The sequence below is a fragment of the Bradyrhizobium hipponense genome, assembly GCF_008123965.1.
Lineage (GTDB): Bacteria > Pseudomonadota > Alphaproteobacteria > Rhizobiales > Xanthobacteraceae > Bradyrhizobium > Bradyrhizobium hipponense.
On the sequence record NZ_VSTH01000234.1, the window covers coordinates 19,973 to 32,457 of the forward strand.

The following is a 12,485-nucleotide window of genomic DNA, read 5'->3' on the forward strand; positions in this document are numbered from 1 at the left end:
AGACGACCTGACCCATCGGCCGTTTTCCCCATCCTCACACGGGGCCAAAAGCGCTCACGATCCCGATCGTGATCGGGACGAGCGCGACGACCGCCCACAAAGCGGGCGAGCTGGAGGACAGGCCAATGACCAGTATCAAGACACCGACACCCACGAGGGCCGCTGAGATTGCGTAGGCGACTGCCTTTTCCATCTGTCGATCCACGAACAACAAAGGATCGGTCGCACAAGCAGGACTCGGGGCGGAGCGAAACGTTCCTTACGCTGAAGAGAGACGCGCGATATTCAGAATCGATCAGGATAGGGCGGCGATCCCCTGCGAGCCTGATTTAGTATGCTCGTAAAACTCTATTTAATTGCTTTTTGCAACCTAATTCCGCCAAATTGCAAGACGCTTTCTGCGCGCTGGGGGCAGGGCTATTAACCCGGAGACCTGCATGTTCAGTCGAGTAGTAGTAGCTTTAGCGTTCGCTCTTGCGACCTCCATTTCTTCGGAAGCACGCCCTTTGCGCGCCGCTCCTCCACCTGAATGCAACGTGATTATGCCATGCGACTTTTCATCTTCGCTGGCGCAGGCGCAGAGATACACGGGACCGGCATGGCGTCTGCAGCGAAGTGCTGTTGCTAGCCTACGGATGTCCGTGCCCAGCTCAGAGAGCTCAAGGACTGAGATCGTCAGCGGTCGCCCGGCCGGTTGCCCTCAATCGTTCTGTGGATGTGGTGCGGCAATACGAGTGTTTGGTCGCGTAGTACCCGAACTGAACCTCGCAGCCAATTGGCTGCGCTTTCCCCGCACCTCGCCAGCACCGGGAATGGTTGCCGCGCGACGTGGGCACGTCTTCGTCCTGGAGCAGCACATCGCCGGCGACGTCTGGAAGGCGTACGACGCCAACTCAGGTGGGCACGCAACGAGAATTCACCCGCGCTCCCTGAGAGGGTACACCATCGTCAACCCTCACGCAGCCTAGCGCCATCGCGCAGCGTTCTCATTAGGTTTTACTCACCGCGTTCCGAGCATCCGGCTCGCGGCTCCTACTCAAAAACTGGGTCGCAGCGGGATTCGCTGCGGCCCTGAAGTCACAACGTGATTCTGCGCCGGTCTGTCCTCGCTATCTGCCCCGAACATCGAGGTTGATTGTTCCGCCATCATGGGAAGCTTCAATGCAAAGGCGTTCCATGGCGATCATTGGTATCCACATCAGAACGATAGAATTCGACGATGCGGTGCTTCATCGAAACCCGGACACGATAACCAGCGGACATCCACGCTTTCGCTTGAGGACCTGCTCTCTTCAGTGTGCTCCACCACGCAGTGAAGGTATAAGCTGATTTCGGCAGAGGCTTTCCCAAGATCGATTCAATTTCTGAAAAGGTCAGGCGGAGACTTTGACCGTTCTCCGTTCGCAGCCTTTCATGCAGTGGCTGGTAAATCGACCTTGGCATGCGAGCACTATGTCAACAAAATTGGCCGGCTACCCGGCATTGGAATGGCAGTCTGGTGCATTTAGAGCGCGGAGGCAAAAGGCATTATGATTTAGGTCTGCAAGACCTCGCGGAGCCTGACGCAGCAAGGTTTCTTCAGTGTTCTTTTAGCTCTAGGTCTCTCAACAGCACGTGGAGAAAGTCGCTGGCGTGGTCATAGCGTGCACAACCATTCGCGATCCCGCGGGCGCGCCGCTCCAGTGTGCTGGCGATGGTTTCCGAGCCGAGTAGCTCAGCCTCGTCCGACCACTGCTGTAGCAGCCGATCAGGCATGTCTTGAGCGGATCCAAACAGCTTCAACACACTATATTCGCCATCGTGCTTGTGGTCGTGATGAGCCTTCGCTGCATAAAAAGCGACCAACCCACGAAAGGCCTCACGGGAAACGGCAGATTTTGCCATCTAACCTCCCCCAAAAATCGACTCGCTTTAAGTTGAGAAATCTGGCGCGTTAACAAGATAAAAGCCAGTGGAATTTAATCGCTTGCCGTCGAAAAGGAGGTCACCAGAACTGACGTAAATTGAAGCCCCGTGTGTCACAGCTCGCGCCGGCCTGTGTCCGAATCGCCTCCGGTACCGTACAAGCTCGAAAAGCGAACGGGGATTGGGCTGCATTCGTTACAGGCGCCAATGTGATCCAGTTGCATGACCGGAAGGCAGGATGGGGCGGGCAGGCAGCTGCCCTGCAAAATGCTACCTGACCACGCAATTGAGTGAGACGAACCGATGTTCGCTCAACCCACCCTCGAAGTCGCTCTCGTGCGCATGATCAGACGGTCGGTCTGGCGCTGCCCGGTGAATAGCGCGCGATAGAACCCATGATCGAGGCCCGTTCAATTGCATCGGCTGCGGCGACCCGCCCGGATAACTAGGGGGCGCGACCACAGGCCGGCGCCTTGCCGCTCAATTCGCACTGTGTCCGGTTGCCATTTCATGGCTTGACGTAGGTCCATCCCTGCTCCTGCAGCTGCATTACCCTAACGACGCCCGACCTCACCACCTGGGCTTGTGGAACAATCGGAATGTCCTTGTTTTCGGCCTTTTGCATTTTCTCTTGCGTGTTTCCACAGGCTTTGAACGATACTTCCGGCGTGCTCAGAGCCATTTCCTCGATTCGCGCTTTCACCGGCGACGTGTCATCGCGGAGCATATGCAGGCCGGGGCCGAAGGTAATCACCTCAACTTTCACCGCTTCACCAACCTCCTTGTAGTATTGCGTGACGTTGAGTGCATTGTTCAATGCAAGGTTCATCGACGCAGAGTCATTTGTGTTGACCTGAAGGATTAAGCGGTGCTCTTTCTTGGCAGCAGACGGTGGCGCGATGCGCGCCAGCTCAGATTTTTTTTGCGTCGCGACCCTTGCCAATGAATTCGCGTGCGTTCTTGCCGTGCTATGCGTTGAGGCAGCAGGCGAGCTTGTCTGTGTCGGCAGAACGCGAGCCTCCTGTGCCACGGAACTAGACAGCCCGACCATAAGCGAGATGACTGTCGCGATCATTGCTATGATAATCTGCGGAAATTTGCTCATTATGTTGTTTCTCCGAGCAAGCTGAGGTTCATGATCAATTGTTGGGCTTCGCGATGGCGCGTGGCCATTTGCAGGTTGCCGCCAGTTTTGCGCGCACGCTCTCGATGCCATCGAGAGCGAACACTGCACCGGCGCCGCTCCCCGTCCGACGTGAAACATGCACAGAAAGTTCGCTATGGTCGGGGATTGATTGCAACAGGCGAACGAAATCGCTTTCAAGCGCGACACCGCGCGCCGACGTGATTGTCGAGACCTGAAAAGGTGGATCATCATTGATGCGCAGCGAAAGGGCATAGTCCTCGCCGCGGCCCGATAAGCCGGCTCCCTCAAGCAACGCTTCGGTCAGGCCTCCGCGACAGCGTATCGACAGGCTCATCGCTGCGTCGGAACTGCCACCTTGAGATGATAGCGTAGCCTTGATGATCGATGAATAATCAACTGGCGATGTGGTTTCGCTAACGATCCACGCCCCGGCTCCATGCGCGGGCCGATCAGAGACGCGAACCGGCGCCATAGAGTCTTCGGCGCCTTGGGCCCGAGCGAGGTCATTTGCGATCGCGAGCGTCACGACGAGAGCGATTAGGGTGAAGGTCATTGCGCCGCCTGGCTCGAACGCGGCAGACGATCGAGCCAGGTCTGCGCCGCGGGGAAGCGCGTCAGGCCAGGGACCGTCGCCGCCAAGTTGATCGACTTCCATTTCGGATCGAAACCGGGCTCCTGCAGCTTGTCGATCCGCGAGAACAGGCGGTCAACGAAGCGCGCCACACGTTGAAAGCGATTGGATTTGAGCGGCCAATTGAAAGCGACCAGCACGGTTGGAACGGCAATAGTTGTCACGCGTTCCCCCTGCCTGATCAGGTTCGGGTAATCAGCTGCGTCCAGCCAAGATGGCAGATAGTAATCTTCGAACTTGCTCTCGTAGGGGACCGGCAAGAACTTGAAGCCGGCATCCCAACGACCACGTATGAACGCATCCACTGGCTTTGACGTTATGAAAACGACGGCGGCCAGCTCACCCCTGCGCATTTGTTCCATCGCAACCTGATGGGGGATGAACACCTTGTCGACCTCGATCCCCAGCCGGCTGAAAATCAGCGGGCCCGAATAAGCTGCGGCGGTACCTTGGGTGTTGAAATTGACCTTCTTTCCGACCAGATCACTCAAGCTCTGAATTTCTGGCCTGACGAATATGTGCAGTTCAGATGGAAACAGGTTGAGCACATAGGTGATCCGTCGCTGGATGTCCGGCACTTGGCTCTTGTACTCGTCAAGTGCGTCGGAATTGATGATTGCTGCATCAATGCCACGCAAATAGAGCAGCGAATTGACGTTTTCGGTTGCGCCGCGGGTCACGACGGGCAGCACATGGAGGTCCTTTCCATCATCGGCCACTCGCGCCATTTCCGCGGCAAGCCGAATGGGAGCTCCTTCCAGCAGACCCCCGGCAATTCCAACAGTCCAATCGTTCATGGCCGCAATTTCCGGCCTTGCATGCTCTGCACGAGCCCGCTGAGTCTGCTGGGCCGTCGCTAGGCAAGAGCCCATGATCAGAAGCGAAGGGGGTATCACGATGAGGAGAAGACAAGAGCGTATTCCAACCAGCTGCTTCATCGATCCGGCTCCCCTGGTAACGTCCATTCTGTTTTGTCCGTTGCACTCTTCACTTCAACACGTAAGTTTAAGTTCGATCTGACAAGTCGAGACAGCGCACGACTATTTGTCTGCACCGATGCTGCTAATGACCAAGTGCGTCGAACCGCTCCTTCGCCTCCTCGACCCCTCCTGCTGCTGCTCTGGCGTAAAGCTCTCGCGCCTTGGACGCGTCGCTGCGCGTTCCGTTAGCGCCCCATTTTGCAAGCACTCTCGGATCATACGTTTCGGCGAGTGCGAAACTTGCCGGTGCACTCCCTAATTCGGCAGCACGATCTAGGACAACTCGTGCTGCACCAATGTCGCCTTGCCGAAGCAATCCGGTTGCGCGAGCGATCAATCGCACGAGCTCGGCTGCGTGTTCGTTCCCGAGAACCGGAGATGGCGCCATCGGCTCAGCTGCTATGACCACGAGCTCTCGCGGGGATTGCTCGGGCGGCGGCTGCGGCGATCCCAGCAGCAGTGTCCGGAGCAGGTCCCTTGTCGGCGAATTGCCGGCTTCGCCTTCACCCGACACCGCCGCGGGTAGCCACGGTCCGACATTCGGGCGTGCTGCGGCATCTTCTTGCTCACCTCGGCTAGATTGATGGCGTTCTCGCCGGAGCTGCTGTTTCAACTGTTCGGCTCGATCATCGTTTGCTGCGGCTTGCGCTTCATACGCGAAGAGTCTGGAACGCGCCAACGAGAGCTCTTGCGCCAGCGCATCTGCTTTTTGGTGCTCTTCCTTTAATGAGAGCGTCAGTTTAGCCGAGGTATTCTCCGCTGTTCGCTTGGTCTGCGCTGTTTCTTCGGTTGCCTTCGCGATCTGCCGGGATCGGTTGTCGAGCTCGATTCGCGTCGTCGCGAGCGTCTCCTCCAGCTGTTTGGTACGATCGTGCTCCTGTCTGAGGCTCACCTGTACCTCGGCCAATGCTTTCTGCGCGGCCTCTTTCGCACTGATCTCTGCGGCTTGCCTGATTATCTCTGCCGACTGGGTCTCGAGGTCATGGTGGGCGGCCGTCAGATTCTGCTCCAACCAGTTTGCCCGATCTCGCTCCCGCTCGGCAGCTTGTTGCAGCTCTCTCAGATCACTCTGTGCCTGGTGTTTGAGTTCGCGACCCTCGGTGCCGATTTTGCAGCTTAGCCGCGCCTGCAATTCGAGATCGTTGTGCGCCGTGGCAAGTTCCCGTTCCAGACGCTGCGTATGCGAGCGCTCCTCCCGGAGCGATTTCTGCAGCTTCTCGGTTTCATTCTCGGCGGCCTCCGCAATGCTGGTCCATTGCTCGCGTGCATGCTGCAACAGCCCCAACACGGTATCCTGCTCCTGACGGCATGTTCGAAGGTCACCAGCAAGGGCTTGTACCCTCTCCTGTTCAGGGGCGAGCGCTTGCCGTGACCGCTCGGTATTGCTGATTGTGGCTTGCGCGAGCTTCAGGAGTCTCGTCTCGGCGGATTGTTTCAGCTCCGCCGGGCGCCGCTCCCCCGAGCCGATCGCGCCACGCAAGTGCGTCGTAATGGCATGGGCGTCGATCACCGGCCGATTTGGCTGCTGCGCGAGAACGGGTATCGTCAACACCGACATTACCGTCAGGATAGTCGGTGCAACCCAAACCGAACGTGTTGCGCACGTGCGCGCACAGCTACGAACGCAATCCGGAGCAAACCACACGTCTCCGCGGGGCGATCCAAGGCCCGACCCTACTTGCATCGTCGGTTGTGCCACCACCCGCGACATTAATGCGCGACTCCGTTTTCCTAATCGCGATTATCGAGAAACAAAATTAAACCATATTATCAGGTTATTCAATGATTTATACCATTAAATATACTTTTCGATCGATGCGACTGGCCACTTTCCGTTGAGAAGGAGNNGTGCTGGCCCTGGCCCAAAGAGGCGGTGCAATGGCGGGCTCCGCGGGAGCCGGCAGTGGGACGAGCACGAGCAGCGCCAACACTGGCGGGTCAGCGCCGTCCGGCATGGGCACGAATGCGAGCAGCGCCAACTCTGGTCCGTCGGCGCCTCCGGGAATGGGGACGCAAGACGTCGGCACCGGTGCAAACCTGAACCGCAACACCCAAACGAACAATCCAAACGTTCAACCCGCCACGTCGAAGTCGCGAGCGGCGGCGCAGGCCAAAAGAAATACCGGCGCTGGCCACGCTCAAAATGGTCTGCCGATCGGAGCTATTGGCTCCGGCACGAGCAACGAGGAGCAGATGATCGTTGGACCGTCACCTAACCGAAAAAGACCGGCAGCGGAGGCCGGCGGAAATATCGGTGGAACATTTGGGAAGGGCTCCAGCCTTTCGGACCAGGTGAGCCACCCGCGCGCCGCACGAGCTGGGGAAAAAGTGTTGGACGCCAAAGCGCAGATCCAGCGGCGAACGACAGTTTCGCACAAGCGGATTCCCGACCTGAAAAACGGAGCTCCATAGTTTGAGCGGCCGAGCCGGGCAGCGAGCGCGCTCCGGCATCGACCTGCTCAGGCCTCCATGGCGCCGGGCTGCTCATTCGAAATGAGCGTGCTGTCTGGTTGATCTGGACTGGCAACGACCGGACCGTCTGTTCAATTCCCGGCCGGAACGCGGCCGGGCCATGTCGAAAGGCCCCAGTACTTGAACCCTTTGGCACTGTCGGTTGACCAGTACAACAACCTTCCTGTCCAGGGACGGACTGCCGTTTGAAATTGCTGATGCTAAGGCGCGTGTGACGAGCAGCAACGATCGGGGAACGACCGGTTATTCTGCGTTAGCGTGTTTCAGCCCGAAGACGCCGGCGGGCTTGGTTCTCTATCAGACGCCTTGAAGAGGGCTGGCGCCCGGCAGACGGCCGAGCGGGGCGTATAGAGACAGGCGAGAGCATTCACGCGGTGATGCGCGCGCTCGATTCCGCGGTATTCGGATCATCTCCGATCGGTGCAAGCGAGGAGCCGGCCGTGCATTGTTCGAAATGCTCGCGAAGGACGTCATTGGCCAAGTGCTCCCAGAACTCAGCTTCGGCGAGAAGCTTCCAGCTTCGATCCGGATGATGCGCAGAAGTCTGTCGGCACAGCGATGCCATCGCGCGCAAGCGGCGTACGGTCTCCATCCACTCCTCCCATTTTTTAGTTTTCCCCACCTTATTTTCTGTTTTGCGTCGGATTAATTATAATTATGTCGAAGAACTAAATTCGCCTTCCGTGGCGTTACTGCCGATACGATTTGGAGCGAACGATTTTCGCTTTGCTTTCAAATCGTCTTTCAGATGAAGCGCTGCTTCATGAAACTAAATAGACAGGGTAAAAAAAGTCAGGGCTTAAACCCAACTCAAGTGCGGGACATGATCAGGAGCACGCCGCTCGTGGGTGATCTCGGTCAGAGCCGGAGACAGACGCAATGGTGGATCCAAGTGCAGCCTTTTCCAACTACAGGGCTTTGGGGAGCAATTGAGCGGCTTGGAGCTGTGTCAAAGAGTGATCGGGGACTTCAACGCCGATCTGTGAAACGATCGCCTTCGAGCTCGCTGAAAATTGAGCGCGCCACTCGCTATCATTGGACCCGTGTGCGGCAACTCGTGCCATATCGGGGCCTTCGCATCCGCGATGCCGACCCTAATCTCCCTCTTTTTCCAAGAGTTCGGCCTTCCGCCCTTCGCACTTGCTCTCGAAGCCTCTGCAATTGAGCAAGCAGGCTAACCAGCTCCATCGTCGTTTGACGCAGAACAGCCAAGCGGCTGCAACCCCCACTACTCACTACAACACCCCCAAACAGGACTTTGCGGGATCAGCGACCGGAAGCTTGAGTTTGTGACGACCTGCCGATGCGACGCTTAACGCACGGTTCATGGGGCCGTCAGTTCGCTTTACGACGATAGGCCAGAATATTTCGCATCCCTCCGGAGCATCCTTCCAGCAAGCCGTGACAGAAAGACCTAGCTCAAAAGAAGAATCTGGATGAGTGCTGCGACATGATTGAGCGCATCTAGTCCCTACGAAGCCCAGCTCTGAGCCGGTGCGGCGGCAATGCCGCTCCAGATTAGCTCCGCCGGCGTGGTGCCAAATGAGGCGGTCCACCCGAATTCGTGTAAAGCCAATCAGTTCGGCTCCGTGCTTGTACCGAGGCCCGCTACGCATCAACACAGCGGCGCATCACCGAATATCTCCCTTGATATCTCCCTTGGCCTTACGACCGGCTCCTCGACCCAGGCCTCGCGAGCGAACCAGTTGTGGTTGGCGCGACAGACCGGGCAATGAGTATTGCCATAAAACACAACGCTCCGCAGGAAAGTCTCACGGTCGGACCTAATACCAGTAGGAATCACGCGACCAGTTTGCGGACATTTGACCATGATCATACCCACGTGAGCCTCCCTAGGAAATTATTCGTTGTTGAATAGAGGAGAACCGGCCGGCTGGAGTGCGTCATCATCTCAGTGCGGGTTACTTGGGGGGGCATCGCACACTGGGAGCGCTTGTTCGAGCAAGGGCGGCTTGCTCGTGACGGCGTTTTTCCAACCGGCCGGATCGCTGCTTGAGCGATTCCTTGGATGCTGCCGGGCTTTGGCTCGGCAGCGCGGGGTGTTGATTATGCGGCCGCCCTCGAAAGCTCCTGGGACGGCACTGAAAACGGGCCAATCTGAGCCGGTGGGGGTCTTGTGCGTGCTGTGCCGCTCGCGACGAAGACGATCATGCCGCCCATGATGGGCAAATTGGCTAACTCGATCACCGGCTTCACTCCACTCTCGTCAACGAAATATTCTTAGTTAGAATTTAATCCTGCAAATTAAGCCTTGCGCTGTCGGTCTGGTTTGCGACTCTGGCCAGGTTTTATTTGGTGCTGTCCTGCACGCAGGTGGTAGCACCACTGAGGAGGCCAAGCCCATCGCGGCGGGTCCAACAACCGTTCATCCGTTGGTCGTCGTTTCGACGCGGGGCGCGCTCTCTTGGTATTTGAATGATTGCATCCGGTTCAAACATGAAATAAATTTTGATTATAGATTAGTTGTATAAATCTCGTTGTTAATTGCTGTCAATGACGTAAGCTATTTTCGTTAATTTTTTTCGGTCGGAGGAGACGATGCGGGAATCAGTCCAGAAGAAGCACAACTCCACCTCGGCTGCGCAGCAGTTGGCCCAAATGCGCGAGGAATTAGCGAGCATCGGCGAGAAGGAGCGCGTTCTAAGCGAGCGGAGTGCTGATCGCGAAGTTTACCGATACTTGCTGGACTCTCACCGGTTGACCGCGCCGGCGAGTTTTCTCGGAGAACAAGTGTTGAATATTTCTCCATCTGGGGTGAGCGAGGGTAGTCAGCTGGCGGCGTAACTGGGGCCGAATGGTCATTTCGAAGCGAAGCGCGTCAGGTGATGTGCACCCGCGCCGGATGTGGACTTGCATCGCTGCAGTACGGCGATCAAGCTCAATTTCCTTGGCAACTACAGCTCGTTTGAACGCGCCGGATAGTACATCGCAGGATGTTGTCGCCACCGCGTCGACGCAGTGGCGAGACAGATATCGTTGATATTGGGCATGGCCATGCTGGAAAAAACATCGGCAGAGATGGTGTTGAGACCCGCCGCGGGTGCAGTCTTCGCGCTGCTGGACGGTCGATCAGTGCTTTTCAGCGAGACAAGGCAGAAGATCTATGAGCTGGACCAGGTGGGGGCATTCATCTGGTGCAAGTTGGCACAAGGCGCTTCTTTGGAAGACGTCCATCAGGAACTCGGCCAGCTAGGCATTGACGAACAGGCAGCACGCCAGTTCACGTGGCAGGCGATGAACATCTGGATCGATCGAGGGTTGCTCGACCTCGACTGGCGAATGTCGGCCAATTGCGCCTTCTCAACGGTGCTTGGTCAGCGCAGGATCAGTGTCCGGGCTGCAAATTGGGACCTCTTGCAACGGTTGATTTCGCTATTTTGTGTTCCGGACGACAGCGGCGGGCAGGAGGATATTGCGATCGAGACAATGGTGCTGGACGATCAGGTATTCTTCCGCGGGAATGACGCGAGCATCCATAGATGTAAAGCCGCAGCTCTGGCACCTACAATCAAAGCTCACATCACCGAGCGACTTATCCGAAGCGATCATTGGGCTTTCGCGCTCCACGCCGCTTCTCTTGCGAAGTGCGGCATGGGCTTGCTGCTGTGCGGCCAACCCGGAGCCGGCAAATCGACCCTTGCACTGGAACTGGTGGACGCTGGATTTCAGTATGCCGGCGACGACGTTGCGCTGATTGGGGCTGACGGAACGATCTGCGGAGTCCCATTTGCTCTCACCCTCAAGAAGGGGTCATGGGAGTTGCTGTCGCGACTGTATGGCGATTGGAACGGCGTGACGCATTGCCGGTCCGACGGCGCCGAGGTGCGGTATTTGCCGATCCCGGATGCGCACAATGGATGCCTTTCCGCCAGCTGGATCATATTTCTGAACCGGGTTGCAAGCGGCCCAGTCGAGCTGACCTCGCTCGATCAGCTTGATTCGATCAAGCGGCTCATTGAGGGTGCATTTGCCGCGGACGGGAAGCTGTCGCAGGCCGGCTTTTTTGCCTTGAAGCGGATTGTTGCGGGCGCGCGGTCGTTTCAACTTACCTATTCCGAATCGGCGAAGGCCCGGCGGCTGCTGATGGACTTGTGCAATGGCAAGGCATAGTGCGGCACTGACGAGCCTTTGCAATTGCTTGCGGGGCTTGCCGCCCGTCGAAGTGGAGTGGACCTCCGTAATCGGGCTCGCAAACCAGACCTTAACGACGCCTGCGCTCATTGACTTCGTCGATCAATTTGCATCGGTGTTGCCGGAGGACGTCTGCACCTATGTCCGCCAGATCTATCGCCGAAACGTGCTGCGCAACGAGCGGTTGGCCGGTCAATTGGAAGAGGCCGTCATTGCGATGAACGGCCAGGGAGTTACGCCGGTGTTGCTCAAGGGGGCGGCAATGCTAGCTACCGCGCCTGTCGAGCGGCGAGGAGTTCGGCTGATGTCCGATCTGGACATCATGGTTATGCCGGACGAAGCTGAAAGAGCGGTCGCCGCTTTGGACGCAATTGGCTATAACATTCATGATCAAGCGCGCCCCGAAAGCCGGAAGTGGTATGTCGAGCTAAGTCGATCGCAGGATGTCGGAACCATCGATCTGCATCGAGCCGCTCCAGGCCCCGCACACTTCTATGCTGGCCCCGGACATGCTCTGAAACACTGCGTCCCCGCGCTGCTGGGGCGGGGAAGCGTATACGTCCCGACGCCCGCTTATCGAGCGCTCATGTTGATCATCCATGATCAGTTTCAAGACTACGGGTACTGGCTTGGCGAGCTCGATCTGCGGCATCTCGTTGAGTTGCGCGACCTGAACAATTCCGTCGAGGGCCTGGACTGGCAGGAACTTGCCTCTCATGTCTCGGGCGAATTGATGAAGAACGCAGTCGAAACCCAGCTGCTCGCTCTCGCTGCGCTGCTTGGGGTCGAGATCCCGCGCTCGATGCGCTCCCGACTGATTCCCCGCCTGCAGTTCATGCGACAATTGATCCAAGCACGCTTTCCGGGCACACGTGTGCCGTTCCTCGCAATGACGGTCCTGGACCTCAGAAATTACCGGAGGGAGGCGACCTCTGGCTACACGCAAACCGGCATGCGCCGGCCTGGATCGTGGTCCGTACCAAGAACGGACACCTTACAGTTTCTGTTGAGGGCGGCCACCGCGGTTCGTGTGGGAAAGGTTTAAAGCCAGCAACGCTCGCACGAGCGCCTTCGCAGGGCCAAACAGTTTCAGGCAACCGAGTCTTCCGCGAAGAATTCCCAAGCCGTTGATTTGGAATCTGGAAACGGCACGCTGGGGCGCTGGGGCAATTGAGTTTGCCGGAAATCGGGTGTGCGG

At 57.6% G+C, this 12,485-nt stretch carries 13 protein-coding genes; 5 read left to right on the forward strand and 8 right to left on the reverse strand.

Going from position 1 to position 12,485, the window contains the following annotated elements; all coding sequences use genetic code 11:
• Positions 1-34 precede the first annotated feature (34 nt).
• On the reverse strand, positions 35-193 hold the full coding sequence (locus FXV83_RS43445) for a hypothetical protein (RefSeq protein ID WP_187436527.1): 159 nt from the start codon (positions 191-193) through the stop codon (positions 35-37).
• A gap of 244 nt (positions 194-437) precedes the next feature.
• On the opposite strand from FXV83_RS43445, the gene FXV83_RS44710 reads away from it, so the two are divergent.
• Positions 438-968 (forward strand): hypothetical protein, encoded by a 531-nt coding sequence (locus tag FXV83_RS44710; protein WP_235940596.1) that lies wholly within the window; start codon positions 438-440, stop codon positions 966-968.
• Positions 969-1,158: 190 nt separating this feature from the next.
• On the opposite strand, the gene FXV83_RS45610 is transcribed toward FXV83_RS44710, so the two are convergent.
• From FXV83_RS45610 to FXV83_RS40895, 6 genes are all read right to left on the reverse strand, one after another.
• A complete protein-coding gene (locus tag FXV83_RS45610) occupies positions 1,159-1,443 on the reverse strand; it encodes a DUF7662 domain-containing protein (protein WP_430648980.1) in 285 nt (94 codons plus the stop codon).
• Between the two features lie 135 nt (positions 1,444-1,578).
• Positions 1,579-1,884: a hypothetical protein gene (locus tag FXV83_RS40875; protein ID WP_148745688.1), complete on the reverse strand. Its 306-nt coding sequence runs from the start codon at positions 1,882-1,884 to the stop codon at positions 1,579-1,581.
• A 529-nt stretch (positions 1,885-2,413) separates the two neighbouring features.
• Positions 2,414-3,010 (reverse strand): DsrE family protein, encoded by a 597-nt coding sequence (locus FXV83_RS40880; RefSeq protein ID WP_148745689.1) that lies wholly within the window; start codon positions 3,008-3,010, stop codon positions 2,414-2,416.
• Between the two features lie 34 nt (positions 3,011-3,044).
• Complete coding sequence (locus tag FXV83_RS40885; RefSeq protein WP_148745690.1) at positions 3,045-3,605, reverse strand: hypothetical protein; 561 nt, start codon at positions 3,603-3,605, stop codon at positions 3,045-3,047.
• Entirely contained in the window at positions 3,602-4,621 is a 1,020-nt protein-coding gene (locus FXV83_RS40890; protein ID WP_148745691.1) for a TAXI family TRAP transporter solute-binding subunit, read from the reverse strand. Before FXV83_RS40890 ends, FXV83_RS40885 begins: the two co-directional genes overlap by 4 nt.
• A gap of 124 nt (positions 4,622-4,745) precedes the next feature.
• Positions 4,746-6,221 carry a coiled-coil domain-containing protein gene (locus FXV83_RS40895; protein ID WP_235940597.1) on the reverse strand — a complete coding sequence of 492 codons (1,476 nt, stop codon included), beginning with the start codon at positions 6,219-6,221 and terminating at the stop codon, positions 4,746-4,748.
• A gap of 446 nt (positions 6,222-6,667) precedes the next feature.
• On the opposite strand from FXV83_RS40895, the gene FXV83_RS40900 reads away from it, so the two are divergent.
• Positions 6,668-7,075 (forward strand): hypothetical protein, encoded by a 408-nt coding sequence (locus FXV83_RS40900; protein ID WP_235940598.1) that lies wholly within the window; start codon positions 6,668-6,670, stop codon positions 7,073-7,075.
• A gap of 427 nt (positions 7,076-7,502) precedes the next feature.
• On the opposite strand, the gene FXV83_RS40905 is transcribed toward FXV83_RS40900, so the two are convergent.
• Positions 7,503-7,727, reverse strand: a complete 225-nt coding sequence (locus FXV83_RS40905) for a hypothetical protein (RefSeq protein WP_148745693.1) — start codon at positions 7,725-7,727, stop codon at positions 7,503-7,505.
• Between the two features lie 1,967 nt (positions 7,728-9,694).
• On the opposite strand from FXV83_RS40905, the gene FXV83_RS40915 reads away from it, so the two are divergent.
• The 3 genes from FXV83_RS40915 to FXV83_RS40925 all read left to right on the forward strand — a co-directional run bounded on the left by FXV83_RS40915 (position 9,695) and on the right by FXV83_RS40925 (position 12,332).
• Positions 9,695-9,940 carry a hypothetical protein gene (locus FXV83_RS40915; protein WP_148745695.1) on the forward strand — a complete coding sequence of 82 codons (246 nt, stop codon included), beginning with the start codon at positions 9,695-9,697 and terminating at the stop codon, positions 9,938-9,940.
• Between the two features lie 204 nt (positions 9,941-10,144).
• Positions 10,145-11,266 (forward strand): serine/threonine protein kinase, encoded by a 1,122-nt coding sequence (locus tag FXV83_RS40920; RefSeq protein WP_235940599.1) that lies wholly within the window; start codon positions 10,145-10,147, stop codon positions 11,264-11,266.
• The gene (locus FXV83_RS40925; RefSeq protein ID WP_148745696.1) at positions 11,253-12,332 is read left to right on the forward strand and encodes a nucleotidyltransferase family protein; all 1,080 of its coding nucleotides are present in this window, start codon (positions 11,253-11,255) and stop codon (positions 12,330-12,332) included. The genes FXV83_RS40920 and FXV83_RS40925 overlap by 14 nt, the downstream gene beginning before the upstream one ends.
• Positions 12,333-12,485 lie beyond the last annotated feature (153 nt).

What these genes read in the sequence shown, in the direction of transcription:
- FXV83_RS40905 (WP_148745693.1), bottom strand. Translation starts at nt 7,727, where the DNA reads ATGGAGACCGTACGCCGCTTGCGCGCGATGGCATCGCTGTGCCGACAG.
- FXV83_RS40920 (WP_235940599.1), top strand. Translation starts at nt 10,145, where the DNA reads ATGGCCATGCTGGAAAAAACATCGGCAGAGATGGTGTTGAGACCCGCC.
- FXV83_RS45610 (WP_430648980.1), bottom strand. Translation starts at nt 1,443, where the DNA reads ATGCCAAGGTCGATTTACCAGCCACTGCATGAAAGGCTGCGAACGGAG.
- FXV83_RS44710 (WP_235940596.1), top strand. Translation starts at nt 438, where the DNA reads ATGTTCAGTCGAGTAGTAGTAGCTTTAGCGTTCGCTCTTGCGACCTCC.
- FXV83_RS40915 (WP_148745695.1), top strand. Translation starts at nt 9,695, where the DNA reads ATGCGGGAATCAGTCCAGAAGAAGCACAACTCCACCTCGGCTGCGCAG.
- FXV83_RS40925 (WP_148745696.1), top strand. Translation starts at nt 11,253, where the DNA reads ATGGCAAGGCATAGTGCGGCACTGACGAGCCTTTGCAATTGCTTGCGG.
- FXV83_RS40895 (WP_235940597.1), bottom strand. Translation starts at nt 6,221, where the DNA reads ATGTCGGTGTTGACGATACCCGTTCTCGCGCAGCAGCCAAATCGGCCG.
- FXV83_RS40880 (WP_148745689.1), bottom strand. Translation starts at nt 3,010, where the DNA reads ATGAGCAAATTTCCGCAGATTATCATAGCAATGATCGCGACAGTCATC.
- FXV83_RS40885 (WP_148745690.1), bottom strand. Translation starts at nt 3,605, where the DNA reads ATGACCTTCACCCTAATCGCTCTCGTCGTGACGCTCGCGATCGCAAAT.
- FXV83_RS40900 (WP_235940598.1), top strand. Translation starts at nt 6,668, where the DNA reads ATGGGGACGCAAGACGTCGGCACCGGTGCAAACCTGAACCGCAACACC.
- FXV83_RS43445 (WP_187436527.1), bottom strand. Translation starts at nt 193, where the DNA reads ATGGAAAAGGCAGTCGCCTACGCAATCTCAGCGGCCCTCGTGGGTGTC.
- FXV83_RS40890 (WP_148745691.1), bottom strand. Translation starts at nt 4,621, where the DNA reads ATGAAGCAGCTGGTTGGAATACGCTCTTGTCTTCTCCTCATCGTGATA.
- FXV83_RS40875 (WP_148745688.1), bottom strand. Translation starts at nt 1,884, where the DNA reads ATGGCAAAATCTGCCGTTTCCCGTGAGGCCTTTCGTGGGTTGGTCGCT.